This window comes from Pseudomonas sp. R43(2017), assembly GCF_002112345.1.
GTDB lineage: Bacteria > Pseudomonadota > Gammaproteobacteria > Pseudomonadales > Pseudomonadaceae > Aquipseudomonas > Aquipseudomonas kribbensis.
Genome location: NZ_NEHJ01000004.1, coordinates 549,112 through 565,763, shown reverse-complemented (window position 1 = coordinate 565,763; position 16,652 = coordinate 549,112). Strand labels below are relative to the sequence as shown.

Annotated in this window: 16 protein-coding genes; 6 read left to right on the top strand and 10 right to left on the bottom strand. The window is 60.3% G+C overall.

What is annotated here, in order from left to right; translation table 11 throughout:
• Positions 1-86 precede the first annotated feature (86 nt).
• On the top strand, positions 87-464 hold the full coding sequence (locus CAG02_RS14485; protein WP_007951149.1) for a hypothetical protein: 378 nt from the start codon (positions 87-89) through the stop codon (positions 462-464).
• A 48-nt stretch (positions 465-512) separates the two neighbouring features.
• Here CAG02_RS14485 and fadD1 read toward each other — a convergent pair whose 3' ends face one another.
• Positions 513-2,210, bottom strand: a complete 1,698-nt coding sequence (gene fadD1, locus CAG02_RS14480) for a long-chain-fatty-acid--CoA ligase FadD1 (protein WP_085709665.1) — start codon at positions 2,208-2,210, stop codon at positions 513-515.
• Positions 2,211-2,561: 351 nt separating this feature from the next.
• On the bottom strand, positions 2,562-4,250 hold the full coding sequence (fadD2, locus tag CAG02_RS14475; RefSeq protein WP_085709664.1) for a long-chain-fatty-acid--CoA ligase FadD2: 1,689 nt from the start codon (positions 4,248-4,250) through the stop codon (positions 2,562-2,564).
• Positions 4,251-4,499: 249 nt separating this feature from the next.
• Between fadD2 and CAG02_RS14470 the strand changes: the two genes are divergently transcribed.
• Both CAG02_RS14470 and CAG02_RS14465 read left to right on the top strand, forming a co-directional pair.
• Positions 4,500-5,444: an alpha/beta hydrolase gene (locus CAG02_RS14470; protein ID WP_085709663.1), complete on the top strand. Its 945-nt coding sequence runs from the start codon at positions 4,500-4,502 to the stop codon at positions 5,442-5,444.
• A 42-nt stretch (positions 5,445-5,486) separates the two neighbouring features.
• Positions 5,487-5,957, top strand: a complete 471-nt coding sequence (locus CAG02_RS14465) for a MaoC family dehydratase (RefSeq protein ID WP_003227420.1) — start codon at positions 5,487-5,489, stop codon at positions 5,955-5,957.
• 124 nt (positions 5,958-6,081) lie between these two features.
• Here CAG02_RS14465 and CAG02_RS14460 read toward each other — a convergent pair whose 3' ends face one another.
• Positions 6,082-6,549, bottom strand: coding sequence for a PA2169 family four-helix-bundle protein (locus CAG02_RS14460; RefSeq protein WP_085709662.1), 468 nt, complete (start codon positions 6,547-6,549; stop codon positions 6,082-6,084).
• 205 nt (positions 6,550-6,754) lie between these two features.
• Here CAG02_RS14460 and CAG02_RS14455 point away from each other — a divergent pair, with 205 nt between their 5' ends.
• The gene (locus CAG02_RS14455; RefSeq protein ID WP_003213031.1) at positions 6,755-6,991 is read left to right on the top strand and encodes a DUF3820 family protein; all 237 of its coding nucleotides are present in this window, start codon (positions 6,755-6,757) and stop codon (positions 6,989-6,991) included.
• Between the two features lie 24 nt (positions 6,992-7,015).
• Positions 7,016-8,197, top strand: a complete 1,182-nt coding sequence (locus CAG02_RS14450; protein WP_085709661.1) for an aminotransferase class V-fold PLP-dependent enzyme — start codon at positions 7,016-7,018, stop codon at positions 8,195-8,197.
• On the opposite strand, the gene CAG02_RS14445 is transcribed toward CAG02_RS14450, so the two are convergent.
• The 4 genes from CAG02_RS14445 to zwf all read right to left on the bottom strand — a co-directional run bounded on the left by CAG02_RS14445 (position 8,194) and on the right by zwf (position 11,947).
• Positions 8,194-8,910 (bottom strand): intradiol ring-cleavage dioxygenase, encoded by a 717-nt coding sequence (locus tag CAG02_RS14445; protein WP_085709660.1) that lies wholly within the window; start codon positions 8,908-8,910, stop codon positions 8,194-8,196. The genes CAG02_RS14450 and CAG02_RS14445 overlap by 4 nt on opposite strands.
• A 187-nt stretch (positions 8,911-9,097) precedes the next feature.
• The gene (locus tag CAG02_RS14440; protein WP_011335602.1) at positions 9,098-9,763 is read right to left on the bottom strand and encodes a bifunctional 4-hydroxy-2-oxoglutarate aldolase/2-dehydro-3-deoxy-phosphogluconate aldolase; all 666 of its coding nucleotides are present in this window, start codon (positions 9,761-9,763) and stop codon (positions 9,098-9,100) included.
• Positions 9,764-9,780: 17 nt separating this feature from the next.
• Entirely contained in the window at positions 9,781-10,494 is a 714-nt protein-coding gene (pgl, locus tag CAG02_RS14435) for a 6-phosphogluconolactonase (RefSeq protein WP_085709659.1), read from the bottom strand.
• A complete protein-coding gene (gene zwf, locus CAG02_RS14430) occupies positions 10,481-11,947 on the bottom strand; it encodes a glucose-6-phosphate dehydrogenase (RefSeq protein ID WP_085709658.1) in 1,467 nt (488 codons plus the stop codon). Before zwf ends, pgl begins: the two co-directional genes overlap by 14 nt.
• Before the next feature lie 226 nt (positions 11,948-12,173).
• On the opposite strand from zwf, the gene CAG02_RS14425 reads away from it, so the two are divergent.
• Positions 12,174-13,034, top strand: a complete 861-nt coding sequence (locus tag CAG02_RS14425) for a MurR/RpiR family transcriptional regulator (protein WP_169842436.1) — start codon at positions 12,174-12,176, stop codon at positions 13,032-13,034.
• A 41-nt stretch (positions 13,035-13,075) separates the two neighbouring features.
• Here CAG02_RS14425 and CAG02_RS14420 read toward each other — a convergent pair whose 3' ends face one another.
• From CAG02_RS14420 to CAG02_RS14410, 3 genes are all read right to left on the bottom strand, one after another.
• Positions 13,076-13,930 carry a D-hexose-6-phosphate mutarotase gene (locus CAG02_RS14420; protein ID WP_085709657.1) on the bottom strand — a complete coding sequence of 285 codons (855 nt, stop codon included), beginning with the start codon at positions 13,928-13,930 and terminating at the stop codon, positions 13,076-13,078.
• A gap of 116 nt (positions 13,931-14,046) precedes the next feature.
• Complete coding sequence (locus CAG02_RS14415; protein WP_085709656.1) at positions 14,047-15,396, bottom strand: carbohydrate porin; 1,350 nt, start codon at positions 15,394-15,396, stop codon at positions 14,047-14,049.
• A gap of 95 nt (positions 15,397-15,491) precedes the next feature.
• A complete protein-coding gene (locus CAG02_RS14410; RefSeq protein ID WP_085709655.1) occupies positions 15,492-16,652 on the bottom strand; it encodes an ABC transporter ATP-binding protein in 1,161 nt (386 codons plus the stop codon).

Sequence of the window (16,652 nt, the reverse complement as noted above, 5' to 3'; positions counted from 1 at the left end):
GTTGCGCTTTATGTTTGCGAGCGTAGCCCCGAGAATGCCCACCATAAGGGCGCCAGGCGCCACAGAACCGACCCCGCAGGAATGTTATGAAACTCGATAAAAAGCAGGCCATCGCCCGTCGCAACCAGGAACTGGGCGGTGCCGTGCTCGGCACCAACAACTGCCACTTCGCCGAACTGAACCGCAACCGCAACATCTGGTGGTTCGACTTGCCGGTGTCGCGTCTGGCCATCGGTCAGTACGAGTGGATTCACCTGTTGATGCACACCCCGGCCACCGACGAACTGCTGCACCTGAAAGTGCCGACCGTGTTTCTGCGCGAGAAACTCGAAGGCCTGGTGATCCGCAACGAAGGCAAGCGCAAGGCAGCCCTGAGCCTGGAACTGAGCGCCGACAAGGACTCGTACCTGCAGGACATGCGCCCGGCGGGGACCAATGTGAACTTTGCGCCGTTCCGCCAGTAAGCGATTCCTGCTTCAACAAAAAGCCCCGCATCTGCGGGGCTTTTTGTTTTACGCGGCGCTCTTCGCCTTGATCTTCTTCAGCTCTTCGTCACGCAGTTCGCGGCGCAGGATCTTGCCGACGTTGGTGGTCGGCAATGCATCGCGGAATTCCACCGAACGCGGCACCTTGTAGCCGGTGACGTTGGCGCGCATGTGCTCCATCACCGTTTCCTTGGTCAGCGTGACGCCTGGCTTGGCGACGATGAAGATCTTGATCGCCTCGCCCGACTTCTCGTCCGGAATGCCGATGGCTGCGCACTGCAACACGCCTGGCAGGGTCGCCAGCACGTCTTCCAGCTCGTTCGGGTACACGTTGAAACCGGAGACCAGGATCATGTCTTTTTTGCGATCGACAATGCGCATGTAACCGTCCGGCTGGATCACCGCGATGTCGCCGGTCTTCAGCCAGCCTTCGCTGTCGAGCATCTCGTCGGTGGCTTCCTGACGCTGCCAGTAGCCTTTCATCACTTGCGGGCCCTTGACGCACAGCTCGCCGATTTCGCCCAGTGGCTGCTCGACACCGGCGTCGTCGACGACTTTGCACAGGGTCGACGGCACCGGAATGCCGATGGTGCCGATCTGGATGTTCTGGATCGGGTTGACCGTGGCCACCGGGCTGGTTTCGGTCATGCCGTAGCCTTCGCAGATCGGGCAACCGGTGACTGCTTTCCAGCGCTCGGCTGCCGCCAGTTGCAGGGCCATGCCGCCGGACAGGGTGACTTTCAGCGCCGAGAAATCCAGCTTGCGGAAACCTTCGTTGTTGCACAGGGCCACGAACAGCGTGTTGAGACCGACGAAACCGCTGAACTTCCACTTCGACAGTTCCTTGACCATCGCCGGCAGGTCGCGCGGGTTGCTGATCAGGATGTTGTGGTTGCCGATCAGCATCATCGCCATGCAATGAAAGGTGAACGCATAGATGTGGTACAGCGGCAGCGGAGTGATCAGGATCTCGCAACCTTCATTGAGGTTGGAGCCCATCAGCGCCTTGCACTGCAGCATGTTGGCGACGAGGTTGCGATGGGTGAGCATCGCGCCCTTGGCCACGCCGGTGGTGCCGCCGGTGTATTGCAGCACAGCGACGTCGCCGCTGTTCGGGTTGGCTTCGGCGACCGGCTGGCCCTGGCCCTTGCTCAGCACGTCGTTGAACTTGACGGCTTTTGGCAGGTGATAGGCCGGAACCATTTTCTTCACGTACTTGATGACGCTGTTGATCAGCAGACGCTTGAGCGGCGGCAACAGGTCGGCGACTTCGGTGACGATGACGTGTTTGACACCGGTTTTAGGCACCACGGCTTCGGCCAGGTGCGCCATGTTCGCCAGGCACACCAGCGCCTTGGCACCGGAGTCATTGAACTGGTGTTCCATTTCCCGCGCGGTGTACAGCGGGTTGGTATTGACCACGATCAGCCCGGCACGGATGGCACCGAAGACGGCGACCGGGTACTGCAACACGTTGGGCAGTTGCACGGCGATTCGATCACCGGGCTGCAAATCGGTATGCTGTTGCAGATAAGCGGCAAACGCACCGGACAATTCGTACAGTTCACCGTAGGTGATGGTCTTGCCCAGGTTGCTGAACGCCGGTTTGTCGGCGAAGCGTTGGCAGGATTGCTTCAACACTGCCTGAATATTCGGGTACTCGTCTGGATTGATGTCGGCAGCAATTCCAGCGGGGTACTTATCCTTCCAAAAGTCTTCGATCATGGAAGCCCACTCCTCAGCAACGCGAATTCAGCACCGCATTTGATGCGATTATTATTGGTGTTTGTTTTGTATTGGTGAATCTGGCTTTTTATCAGGCCGAGAAGTCACAAAGCGCGCCGAGAGTAGCAGCTTTGCCAAGGGTCGACCAGAGCCAAAAGTGGCCCGCATGGTCACTTTAATGACTCAAGAACTATTGGCAGTCATTTTAGAGCAAAAATCCTATAACACCCTGAAAGTCCCGGTTTACCGGGCCTTCAAAGCAAAAGATCGCAGCCTGCGGCAGCTCCGGAACCGAAAACGTGTTTCCTGGAAGCGTTACCGCAGGCTGCGATCTTTTTACTTCAAGCTGACCTATGCGATATCGCGCAGCTCCCGCCGCAGGATCTTCCCGACAGGCGTCATCGGCAGCGACTCTCGCAGCACGATGTGTTTCGGCACCTTGTACGCGGTGAAATTCTCTTTGCAGTAGGCCTTCAGCTCTTCCAGGCTAACCCCGGTTTCCCGCGCCACCACAAACAGCTTCACCGCTTCCCCGGAACGCTCATCCGGCACACCGATCACCGCACAGTTGGCGACTTTCGGATGGGCCATCACCACGTCTTCGATTTCGTTCGGGTACACGTTGAAACCGGAGACGATGATCATGTCTTTCTTGCGGTCGACGATGCGCACAAAGCCGTCCGGGTCGATCACCGCAATGTCGCCGGACTTGAACCAGCCCTCGGCATCCAGCACTTCGGCGGTGGCCTCGGGTTTCTGCCAGTAGCCCTTCATGATCTGCGGGCCCTTGATGCACAGTTCGCCGCGCTCGCCCAAAGGCTGCTCGACGCCGTCGTCGTTGATGACTTTCAATCGGGTGCCCGGCACCGGCAGGCCGACCGTGCCGATCCGCGACAACTCGCCGTACGGGTTGGTGCAGGCCACCGGCGAGGTTTCGGTCAGGCCGTAGCCTTCGGTGATGCGGCAACCGGTAAGTTGCTCCCAGCGCTCGGCGGTGGCCTTGACCAGCGCCGTGCCGCCGGAGTTGGTGAGTTTGAGCGTGGAGAAATCCAGGGTCTTGAAGTCCGGATGATCCATCAGCGCGACGAACAGGGTGTTGAGCCCCAGCAGTGCCGAGAATTTCCAGTTCTTCAGCTCCTTGATGAAGCCACCGATGTCCCGCGGATTGGTAATCAGCACGTTGTGATTGCCGGACACCATCATGCACATGCAATTCGCGGTGAAGGCATAGATGTGGTACAGCGGCAGCGGCGCGATCATCACTTCCTGGCCTTCGCGCAACAACGGCTGACCGTCGCTGCCGAACTGACCAAGACAGGCGCGAACCTGCTGCATGTTGGCCACCAGATTGCCGTGGGTGAGCATCGCGCCCTTGGCCAGGCCGGTGGTGCCGCCGGTGTATTGCAGCACGGCGATGTCATCCAGGCCGACCTTCAACGGCTTGATGCCCAGGCCCCGGCCCATGCGCAAGGCGCTCTTGAAGGAAATCGCCTGGGGCAGCGAATACGCCGGGACCATTTTTTTCACTTTGCTGACCACGGTGTTGACCAGCCAGCCCTTGGCGGTGGGCATCAGGTCGCCCATCTTCGCTTCGATCAGGTACTGGATGTCGGTGTCAGGCAGCACTTCCTGGACTTTCTGGCCGAACATGTTCAGGTACACCAGCGCCCGGGCACCGGAGTCCTTGAACTGGTGACGCATCTCCCGCGCGGTGTATAGCGGGTTGGTGTTGACCACGATCAGCCCGGCGCGCAAGGCACCGAACACGGCAATCGGATAATGCAGGACGTTGGGCATCTGCACCGCGATGCGATCCCCCGGCGCCAGATCAGTGTGGGCTTGCAGGTAACCGGCGAACGCGGCGCTCTGGCGCTCGAGTTCGGCGTAGGTCAGGGTCACGCCCATGTTGCTGAACGCCGGGCGGTCAGCGAATTTCTTGCAGGAACGCTCGAACACCTCGATCACCGACTTGAATTCACCCACGTCGATGTCCAGGGGTACGCCCGCCGGGCGTTTGTCATTCCAGAAATCAGGTTGCATTGTTCTTGTCCTCTTTACCTGAGCCGATCCGGGGCCGCTTCGCTGTCATTTTTCTCTTGTCCTTGAAAAAGCCGAAAGCAAAAAGCGGGGCTTCACGGACACTAGCAGCTATGGTCATTCAGGCAAATATGGGCAGCGTCCTCATTGATCGTGTGAATCTTCCTGCCGTGGCGTGAGCTGATCGGACGCGCTATACAATGCAATCTCTGCAATCCCCTGCAACAAAAGCATGCCGCAAAAGGAATCGCCATGATCCACGACACTTTCTGGCTGGACGCGAGTGACCGCAGCCGCCTCTTCGTCAACCAGTGGCTGCCGAACGCGCCACTGAAGGCGGTGATTCTGCTGGCCCACGGCATGGCCGAGCACAGCGCCCGGTACGCACGACTGGCCGAATCGTTCTGCGCCGAAGGCTACGGTGTGTATGCGCCCGATCAACGCGGCCATGGCAAAACCGCCGATCATGGGACGCTCGGGCACTTCGCCGACGACGATGGCTGGTGCAAGGTGGTCGGTGATCTCGCGAGCCTCAACCAGCTCCTGGGCCAGCGTCATCCGGGCGTGCCGATCGTGCTGCTCGGGCACAGCATGGGCAGCTACATTGCGCAGGCTTATTTACTGCATCACAGCGCCAGCCTGCACGGCGCGATTCTCAGCGGCTCGAATTTCCAGCCGGTTGCGCTGTATCGCGCGGCCCGGCAGATCGCCCGGTTCGAAAAACTGCGCCAGGGCGCCAAGGGACGCAGTGCGCTGATCGAATGGTTGTCGTTCGGCTCGTTCAACAACAAATTCAAACCGGCACGCACCGCGTTTGACTGGCTGAGTCGCGATCCGGCCGAAGTCGACAAGTACGCCAGCGATCCGCTGTGCGGCTTTCGCTGCACCAACCAGCTATGGATCGACCTGCTCGGCGGCTTGCAGCAAATCAGCAAAGCGTCCAATCTCGCCCAGATCGACCCGGGCCTGCCGCTGCTGGTGATTGGCGGCGAATGTGATCCGGTGAGTGAAGGCAAGCGTCTGACTGATCTGGCCAATGCCTTGCGCTCGGCCGGCAGCCAGAACCTGCAACTGAAGATCTACCCGCAGGCCCGGCACGAATTGTTCAACGAGACCAACCGCGACGAAGTGACCGCCGATGTGCTGGCCTGGATCGACCAGGCGCTGAGCCATCCCCGTCCGCACCGCAGCGAATAATTTTTTGTGGATTCATTTAATCCGTCACAGGAACCGATACCGATGACCCAGGTTACCAACATCCCTTACGAAGCCCTCGAAGTCGGCCAGACCGCCAGCTACAGCAAGACTGTCGAAGAGCGCGACATTCAGCTGTTCGCCGCGATGTCCGGCGATCACAACCCGGTACACCTGGACGCCGAGTTCGCCGCCGCCAGCATGTTCAAGGAACGCATCGCCCACGGCATGTTCAGCGGCGCGCTGATCAGCGCGGCAGTGGCGTGCGAGCTGCCTGGGCCGGGCACCATTTATATCGGTCAGCAGATGAGTTTCCAGAAGCCGGTGAAGATCGGCGACACCCTGACCGTGCGCCTGGAAATCCTCGAGAAACTGCCGAAATTCCGCGTACGTATCGCCACTCGCGTATTCAACCAGCGCGATGAATTGGTGGTGGATGGTGAAGCCGAGATCCTGGCTCCGCGTAAACAACAGACCGTTACTCTGCCGACCTTGCCGGCGATCAGCATCGGCTGATTTCTTCTGCAAAAAAACAAAGTGGGAGCGAGCTTGCTCGCGATAGGGCCAGACCAGTCAACATCAGCGTTGAATGTCAGTCCATCATCGCGAGCAAGCTCGCTCCCACAGTTTTCAGGGATGCTTACGAGCGGGCACGCGCCTGGTTACGCAGCGCTTTCACCTGATCATGATTGCGTTGCACGCCGTGGTACTGGCGCTCGACCAGATCACGAATGCCGACCAGGTTGTGCTTGTTGATCTTCTCGATCGCTTCACGATAAGCCTTCAAGGCGTGGTCTTCACCGCGCTCGGCTTCGTTGAGCACTGCCTCTTCGTCCTTGCCGGTGAACATGGCTTTGACGTCGACCCAGCGACGATGCAGGTCACCGCTGACGCTGGTGGAGGTTTCCGGATCGCCACCCATCGAGCGCACGGTCGCCTGCAATTCGGCAGCAGCCGTAGCGCAGTCGGCGGAGCGTTTCACGAACAGGGTTTTCAGTTCAGGGTGCTTGATGTCTTCAGCGCAGGTCTTGAACCCTTCCTGACCGTCCTTGCTGGTTTCGATCAGGTCGTTGAGGACGGAGATGGCTTCTTTATTCATGTCAGTCATTTTTCAATTCCTTGCGTGGGTGAAAGATGCAAGGAGTGTTGCAGTGGTCGTGCCAGCTTCTTAAAAATTATTTAGTCGTTAATTTTCAATGAGTTACAAACAAAGCAGAAATCTGTATGCCTGTTATTTGCATGATCTGTCATTTGGCCTGCATGCAGAATGCCTGTATTTTCCAAAGTGTTTTCAAAGCCAGACGATTTCAACGATGAACCCCGAAAAACTCGAACTGCTGATCACCCGCGAAATGCCCTTCGGCAAGTACAAGGGACGGATCATCGCCGACCTCCCCGGCCCGTACCTGAACTGGTTCGCCCGGGAAGGTTTCCCCCACGGCGAACTCGGCGGCCTGCTGGCGCTGATGCAGGAAATCGATCACAACGGCCTGTCGGAGCTGCTGGAACCGCTGCGCGCCAAACATGGCAAACCCGCCCCGCGCCACTGAGGCGCATCCTGATCCGAGTCGACCATGCCCGATAACACCCGCCGCGCCCGAGACGAAGCCTTCTGGCAAACCTTCGCCAACCGTTACGACCGCCATCCCGGCCCCGTGAACCTGGAAAACGGCTACTTCGGACGCATGTCGCGCACCGTGGTCGAGGACTATCAGCGCCATATCGAACAGATCAACAACAGCAACTCGATCTATGTGCGCCAACGCTTCGAACAGCACGACAGCCTCGACATCCGCGCGCAACTGGCCGAGCTGATCGGCGTGCGTGCGCAAAGCGTCGCTTTCACCCAGAACGCCACCGCCGGCCTGCAGTCGCTGATCCGCAACTACAACCGGCTGGAGCCTGGCGATCAGGTGCTCATCTGCGATCTGGAATACGACACGGTCAAGGGCGCGATACGCTGGCTGGCCCGCCATCGCGGGGTCGAGGTGATCGAGATCGAGCACACGCACCCGGCCAGCTTCGACAGCCTGCTGGCGACTTACCGCGAAACTTTCATTCGCCATCCAAAGCTCAAGCTGATGGCGCTGACCCACGTCACCCACCGCACCGGACTGGTGATGCCGGTGCAGGCGATCGCCTCGCTGGCCAAGGAACATGGCGTCGATATCATCCTCGACGGCGCCCACGCCCTCGGCCAGATGGAGTTCGATCTGGAAGCGCTGGGCATCGCCTTCGCCGGGTACAACCTGCACAAATGGATCGGCTCGCCGCTGACCCTGGGCTTTCTGTATATCGCTCCGCAGCGTCTGGCCGACATCGATCCGGACATGGGCGAGATGCATTTCCCGCTCAACGACATTCGCTCACGCACGCCCTACAGCACGCCGAACATTCCGGCGCTGATGACCCTGCCGCTGGTGTTCGAGGAACACCGTGCACTCGGTGGTGCAGCGGCCAAGGGCGCACGGGTCAATTACCTGCGCAACCTGTGGGTCAGCGCCGTGCGCAACCTGCCGGGCATCGAGGTCACCACCCCGGACGATCCGCGTCTGTATTGCGGCATCACCTCGATGCGCTTTACCCGGCATGCCGACCAGCAGGCGATGGTCGAACGCCTGCTCAACGACTACAACCTGTTCACCGTGGTGCGCAACGGCGCAGCCTGCGGGCCGTGCATCCGCATCACGCCGTCGTTGACCACGACGGCGGCGGAGATTCAGTCGCTGATTCTGGCGCTGAATGAACTGCGTTAAACCGTGTACTTGTCGAAGTCCTCGGGCTTGATCTGCGACGACACCGCAAAGGTGTCGATGCCGATCGTGAGGTGACCGAAGTAACCGTCCTCGTGGGAGTCGCGGCCGATCGGCCACACGGTCAGGGTCGAGGCTTCCCCGCCCATGTTGGCGTAATAGACATCGTTGGCATTGCACACCGGCTCCGAGCTGCGCCCCCGATAAGCCTTGGCGTTGAGCACCCCGCGAGAAACCACCTCGGGAAAATACAACTGTCCGACCCAGGCCACATTGCGCTCATCGAGGTATTCGTTGCCGGCAACGATGCGCACCGCCACGTGAATGTGCAGGGCACGTCCGGCATAAAACCCCGGATAGATCGTGGTGAAACGCACCCTGCCCATGTGATCGCTGAACTGACCACCGCGCAGGTAGGTGTCGTCGTCGGTTCGCGGAATTGAACCGATGTCTTCAACGTCGACTTCCTGATCCGGGTTAACCCGGCTCCACCCGGAATAAGCACCACGTGCGTTGCAGTGCCAGATATCCACCAGTGCGCCGCTGACCGGTTCGGCGGTCATGGCGTCGACGATGGTCAGGCGCAGCAGCAAAGGCAAGCCCTCGGCGCCTTCGCTGATGTTGCGGCGCAACAGTTTGGGATTGCGAAAATATGGCCCGGCGACTTGCTCGGGAGCCAGTTGATAAACCGGTGGAGCTGAAGGCTGGTTGTCCATGAGGCGTTCTCTCTTCCATAAGATGAACGCAGGTTAACGCCACACGCCAAGCCAGGTGCGGTAACTATGTATCTCCAGATAACGTATCGCGAGATAACGAAGGCTTTTTCAGGCAAAAAAAAACGGTGCACCGACCAAGCGCACCGTTAAAGCCGTAGAACACACAACGAAGTGTCGGGTGAAGCGATCAGTCCAGCAGCGCCAAAGCCTCGGCGGTGCATTCCTGAATGCGGGCCCAGTCGCCGTTCTTGATCCACTCCGGATCGAGCATCCAGCTACCGCCCACGCACATGACGTTTTTCAACGCCATGTAGCTCTTGATGTTGGCAGGACCCACGCCGCCGGTCGGGCAGAATTTCACTTCGCCGAACGGGCCGCCGAGGGCCTTGATCGCCGCGACGCCGCCGCTAACTTCAGCCGGGAACAGCTTGAAGCGGCGATAACCCAGACCATAACCTTCCATGATGCCGGAGGCGTTGCTGATGCCCGGCAGCAGCGGGATCGGGCTTTCGACGCTGGCTTCCAGCAGGTCACGGGTGATGCCCGGGGTGACGATAAATTGCGAACCGGCCGCCTCGGCTGCGGCCAACATGTTGCGGTCGAGTACGGTGCCGGCACCGGTCACCAGCTCCGGGCGCTGTTCGCGCAGGATCTGGATTGCTTTCAAGCCAAACTGCGAACGCAGGGTCACTTCCAGCGCGGTCAGACCACCGGCGGCCAGGGCGTCGGCCAGCGGCAGCACGTCCTGTTCACGGGCGATGGTGATCACCGGCAGGATCCGCGCCTTGGCGCAGAGGCTGTCGATCAGGGCAACTTTGTCCGCCATGGAAACGGTCGGGGATGGGGTTGTCATAGCGGCTGTTCCTTGGCTCATGGGCACCAGTAAATCTCTAACGTAGGTTGCAGAAACGCGCGAACCGGCATGGCGGCGACGTCGTTGGATGCCAGTGCGGCATTCAGGGTGGTCAGTTTCGACTGACCGGAAATCGACAGAATCTTGTGTTTCGCCGAAGCCAGCAGCGCCCGGCTCATGGTCAGGCGTTGACGCGGCACGCTCGGCGCCAGCATCGGCCAGCAACGACGGGTGCCATCGGCTTGCAGGGCTTCAGCCAGGTTCGGGCTGTCCGGGAACAGCGACGCGGTATGGCCGTCATCGCCCATGCCCAGCACCAGCACGTCGATCGGCGGCAACTCGGCGAGCAACCGGTCGGCCTGCTCCGCCGCCTGCTCGACGTTGGCCGCCGCGCTGTAAAGGCTGAGAAACTGCGCCTTGGCCGCCGGGCCCTTGAGCAGATACTGCTTGAGCAAACCAGCGTTGCTGTCGGCGTGCTCGACCGGCACCCAGCGCTCGTCGGCCAGGGTCACGACGACCTTCGACCAGTCCAGCTCCTGCTTGGCCAGGTGCTGGAAAAATGCCACCGGGCTGCGACCGCCGGACACCACCAGCACCGCGTTGCCGCGCGCCGCCAGTGCTTCGCTCAACTGCTTGGCGACATTCAACGCCAGGCCTTCGGCGAGCAGCACCGGGCTCTTGAATTCGTGGGCATTCACGCCCGACGGCAGTTTCACATCAGATATCGCCATACCACGACCTCCCGTCCCGCGTGATCAATGCAATGGAGCTCATCGGCCCCCACGACCCGGCCGCATACGGCTTGGGCGCGTCACCGGATTTTTTCCACCCGGCGATCAGCTGGTCACACCACTTCCACGCGGCTTCGATTTCATCTTTACGGACAAACAGGTTCTGATTGCCGTTCATCACTTCCAGCAACAACCGCTCGTAGGCGTCGGGGATCCGCGCGCTGCGCCAGGTGTCGGAGAAATTCAGTTGCAACGGGCCGCTGCGCAGCTGCATGCCCTTGTCCAGGCCTTGATCCTTGGTCATCACACGCAGGGAAATGCCTTCGTCCGGTTGCAGCCGGATGATCAGTTTGTTGCTGATCTGCAGGCGCTGCTCCGGGGCGAAGATGTAGTGCGACGGTTCCTTGAAGTGGATGACGATCTGCGACAGCTTCTGCGGCATGCGCTTGCCGGTACGCAGGTAGAACGGCACGCCCGCCCAGCGCCAGTTGCGGATGTCGGCACGCAGGGCGACGAAGGTTTCGGTGTCGCTCTGGGTGTTGGAATTCGGTTCTTCGAGGTAACCCGGTACGGATTTTCCTTCGCTGTGGCCGGCAATGTACTGACCGCGCACTACCTGAGTGGTCAAGCCTTCCGGGCTGATCGGCGCCAGGGCCTTGAGCACTTTCACTTTTTCGTCACGGATGCTGTCGGCGGACAGGTCGGCCGGCGGGTCCATGGCGATCAGGCAAAGCAGTTGCAGCAGGTGGTTCTGGATCATGTCGCGCAGCTGGCCGGCCTTGTCGAAATAGCCCCAGCGGCCTTCGATGCCGACCTTCTCGGCCACGGTGATTTCCACGTGGGAGATGTAATGCTGGTTCCACTGGGTTTCGAACAGGCTGTTGGCAAAACGCAGGGCGATCAGGTTTTGCACCGTCTCTTTGCCCAGGTAGTGGTCGATGCGGTAGGTGCGGTTCTCCGGGAAAAACTGCGCCACGGCGTCGTTGACCTTGCGCGAGGATTCGAGGTCCGAGCCGATCGGTTTTTCCAGCACCACACGGGTGTTTTCCGCCAGACCGACCTTCGCCAGGTTCTCGCAGATCGCGCCGTACACCGCCGCCGGGGTGGCGAAGTAGGCAATCATGCGTTGTTTGGTGCCGGCCAGCTCGGCCAGCGCCGCGTAATCTTCAGCCTTGAGGAAGTCGACGTGCAGGTAGGTCAGGCGCGCCAGAAAGCGCTCGGCCACTGCCTCGTCCAGTTCCTTGCCCACGTAGCGGCGCAGTTCGGCGGCAATGAATGCCATGTGCTGCTGCTCGGTGCCTTCTTCACGGGCCAGCGCGATAATACGCGTGTCCTCGTGCAGCAGGCCGGCGCCATCCAGGTGATAAAGGGCAGGAAACAGCTTGCGCAGGGCCAGATCGCCCAGGGCGCCGAACAAGGCGAAGGTGCACGGTTCTACCGTAATCGAAGGCATGATGTTTGTTCTTTTATCAAGTTAAGCTACAAATACCTTTTTTCAAGGCATCACTCAAGGGAAAATGTAGTAATAACCACAACATTTTCGCAAAATACAGATTCCGAGTGGTGGTCGGTCGGAGCCATCAGTAGGATAGGCCACCGTCACGGGCCACATCAAAGGCCCAATTTGCATAGCCGCGCGCTTATCGGCGCCGGTGAATCTAGGAATTCTTATGGACCGCGTGCGAAATTTACTGGAACAGATCCAGAGTCGCCTTGAAGAGCTGAACAAGGCCGAACGCAAAGTCGCCGAAGTGATCCTGCTCAACCCGCAGCAGGCCACCCGCTTCAGCATCGCCGCCCTCGCCCAGGCCGCCTCGGTCAGTGAACCGACGGTCAACCGTTTCTGCCGTTCGTTCGGCGTCAGCGGCTACCCCGAACTCAAGCTGCAACTGGCCCAGAGCCTGGCCAGCGGCGCAGCTTACGTCAGCCGCGCGGTGGAGGCGGACGATAATCCCGAAGCCTACACCCAGAAAATTTTCGGCAGCGCCATCGCCTCGCTGGACAGCGCCTGCCAGGCGCTGGACCCGAACCTGATCAGCCGCGCCGTCGACCTGTTGATCCAGGCCCGGCAGATCCACTTCTTCGGCCTCGGCGCCTCGGCCCCGGTGGCGCTGGATGCGCAGCACAAGTTCTTCCGCTTCAACCTGGCGGTGACCGCCCACGCCGACGTGCTGATGCAACGCATGATTGCTTCAGTGGCGCACACCGGCGAGCTGTTCGTGATCATTTCCTACACCGGCCGCACCCGCGAGCTGGTGGAAGTGGCGCGCATCGCCCGGGAGAACGGCGCTTCGGTACTGGGCCTGACCGCCGAGAACTCGCCACTGGCCAAGGCCAGTACCCTGAGCCTGAACATTCCGCTGCCGGAAGACACCGACATCTATATGCCGATGACTTCGAGGATCATTCAGTTGACGGTACTGGATGTGCTGGCGACGGGGATGACCTTGCGTCGTGGGGTGGATTTCCAGCCGCATCTGCGCAAGATCAAAGAGAGTTTGAATGCGAGCCGGTATCCGGTGGGTGACGAGTTCAACTAGTTCGCGCTGATTACTCCCACGCTTGCGCGTGGGAGTAATGACTAAGCAGCAGCCCAAGCCTGCAAACTCAAATGCGCCTTCTCCCCCGGCGCCAGATGCAGGCTGTCGGTGCCCCCCGCCGCCGCTTCAACACAGACAAATTCCGAGATCTCATCCCAGGTCACGCCCAGCAACGGCCGCGCACCCGGATGCCAGACCACCGTGTCCGCACTCTCGCCGGTATCGATGCACAGCTCGCGCTGCCAGGCGTGATCCTTGAGCTGTAATTCGCCGTCGTGCTGGAACACGCGCTGACAGCCGCCGTCGACCCGCAACTCGCCTTCCTGCTGACAGACTTCACGGTTCAACTGGTCGTAACCCTGCGCTCCTTCGAGCCCAGACAGCGCTATCTCACTCACATCGCCAATACGCCAGTAAGCGTGCAAAGCCTGGCTCAACTGGCACGGCATGTCGTCCTGATGCTCGGTGCTCAGGCGTAATTCCATGCGTTCGCCCAGGTGCGCGTGCAAGTCCACCTGCCAGTCGCACAGCTGCAATTGCCAATGCAGGCGCACGCCGTCATCGGCGGTGCTGCTGTCGAGCAGTTTCCAGTCCAGCAATCGCGCCCAGCCATGGGACGGCCATGCGTTTTCGCTCGGATGGCGGCCATACCACGGCCAGCAAACCGGCACGCCACCACGGATCGCGCCGACATGCGGCCACTTCGCCGCGCACCACAACCACGGTTTTTGCCCGCGCGGCTGAAAGTGCAGCAATTGCGCACCCTGACGACTGAACACCGCCTGACACAGCGGATGGTCGATCACCAGCACATCGCGCATCTGATAGCGCTCCCAGGCGAACACCGGTCGTTCGCGCAGGGATTTGAAGAAGCGTTGCAGCGGATGCTCATGCATGGGCCACGGTTCCAGATTCAACTTTCATGGGCTGCGACACCCCTTTCCAAAAAAAAGCGGACAGCCTGGGCTGTCCGCAAATATGCGCACATAGAGAGGAGCTTATCGCAGACGCGTCAGAACGTAGACTGAATTTTCAGGCCAGCGACCAAAGCGTTGTCCACTTGATCCACGCCACCCGGGTGAGTGATGTATTGCAGGTTAGGACGCACAGTCAGCCAGTTGGTAACGTGGAAGCCGTAGTTGATCTCGTAGTTGTATTCGGTCTCGCGAATCGGCGAGAACACCGGATTGTCGTAGTCCGAAACACCGTTGGAGGCGTTCAGCAGTTCGGCGTTTTTCTTCACGTCGTCGTTGACGTGGATACGCGCCGCACCGATACCGACGTCATCCTTCGGACGGGCGTCGAACGGGCCTTTGTAGACAAACATCACCGACTGGTAGTTGTCGATGAAGTTGGTGTCCTTGTCATGGAACGTGGCGTTGGCCGCGATGTTCAGACCACGGGAGGCGTCGCCGTTGTGGCTGGTGAGTTGCTGTTGCGCAACGAACCAGTAGCCGTGCTTGCTGCTGTGGGTGCGGTAGGCGTTGCCGGTGGTTGCTGCGTCGTTGCCGTTGATGTCTTCACGGACATCGGCGGCATCAGCCGTGCTCTTGTAGTAACCGACGCGGTATTCGCCCGGCAGGCTGTTGACCTTCGGCGACCAGACCAGCTCGACCGGCAGTACGGTACCGGCGGTGCCGCTGCCGCTGAGCTTGAAGCCGTTGCCGTGTTCCAGCTGCGACGGGTTCTGGTTGTACGCGCCGATCTGCGCGTAGAGCTCGTCGTTGATGTTGTACTTCACGCGAATCGCGGCCTGGCTGACGGGCCAGTTGTACCAGATGTTGGTCGCCCAGTTACCGACCTGCGAGCCGCAGAACGCCAGGTTCTGGAATTCGCACGGGAAGGTGTTGAAGTCTTCGCCTTCACCGAAGTAACCGGCCTTGACGTCGAGCTTGTTGTCGAAGAACTGGTGCTGAATCCACAGTTGGGTCAGACGCACCATGTGGCCACGACCGTAGACTTCCTGCGAGGAAGACAGGGTGCCGGCACGCGGGTCGCCAACGCGGTCGTTGGAAATGTTCTGACCGTTACGGTTGGTCAGCTGGATCTTGGCCTGCGTGTTGTCCCAGCCCCAGAGTTTTTGCAGGTCCAGCGCCACGCCCAGACCGAACTGGTCGCTGTAGCGGCCGGTCTTGTCGTCGTTGTAGCCGCCATGCAGGTTGGCGCCCATTTCCCCGACGTAGTCAGCCTTGATGTCGATGCCTTGCTCGATCAGCTTGGTCCGCTCGCCACCCCAGTCGCCCGTCATCCACTTGGAATCGGAGCTGAATGCATCGGCGGCCATGGCATTGCCGGCCATGACCAATGCGGCCGCGGCTGACACTTGGCAGATCAACCGGGCATTGACGTGTTTCTTTTTCATCCCTACATCCTCGTCTTTATTGTTATTAACTGTTTTTTTCCAACGCGGTTTACATCCCCTGCGGAAATGGGTGTGCCCACTCCCGCATTGATTTCTTACCGACCCTTGAACTGAGCGACATTGGCGCTGTGCGCTTCGGTCTTCGGCAGCCCCGCCACACCCAGGCGCTCGCCGCTCTTGGCGTCGAACAGCAGCACTTTCGACGGATCGAATTGCAGGGTCAGGGTCTCGCCCACCTGCGGCGCCACGTCCGGGGCCAGACGGCAGCAGACCTTGGTGTCGTTGAGGTTGACGAACACCAGGGTGTCCGGACCGGTCGGCTCGGTGACCTGCACTTCAGCCTTGATGCTCGGCAGGCCGTTGCCCTCGCCGTTCGCCAGCGCGATCTGCTCCGGGCGCAGGCCGAGGATCACTTCGCGATCTTCAAGACCGGCGTCCTGCATCGCCATCGGCAGCTCGCAACGGGCCTGGCCGCTGTCGAGCAGCGCCACCAGACGACCGTCCTTGCGTTGCAGGCGCAGCGGGATGAAGTTCATCGGCGGCGAACCGATGAAGCTCGCCACGAACAGGTTGGCCGGGTCGTTGTAGATCTCTTTCGGCGTACCGAACTGCTGGATGATGCCGTCCTTCATCACCGCCACTTTGTCGCCCAGGGTCATCGCTTCGATCTGGTCGTGGGTCACGTAGACCGTGGTGGTTTTCAGGCGCTGGTGCATCAGTTTCATTTCGGTGCGCATCTCGACGCGCAGCTTGGCGTCGAGGTTGGACAGCGGTTCGTCGAACAGATAGATCTTCGGCCGACGCGCCAGCGCACGGCCCATGGCGACGCGCTGTTGCTGACCACCGGAGAGCTGGCCCGGCTTGCGATTGAGCAGGTGCTCGATCTGCAGCAGCTTGGCCACGCGAGCGACTTCCTCGTCGATGGCCGACTGGCTCATCTTGCGGATCTTCAGACCGAACTCGATGTTCTCGCGCACGCTCATGGTCGGGTACAGCGCGTAGGACTGGAACACCATGGCGATGTCGCGGTCTTTCGGGCTCATGCCGCTGACGTCCTGGTCACCGATCATGATCGCGCCGCCGGTGATGGTTTCCAGGCCAGCGATGCAGTTCATCAGGGTCGACTTGCCGCAGCCCGATGGCCCGACAAGGATCAGGAACTCACCGTCCTTGATCGACAGTTCGATGTTCTTCAGGGTGTCCGGCAGGCCGGCACCGTAGGTCTTGTTTACATTGCGAAGTTCGAGCGTAGCCAT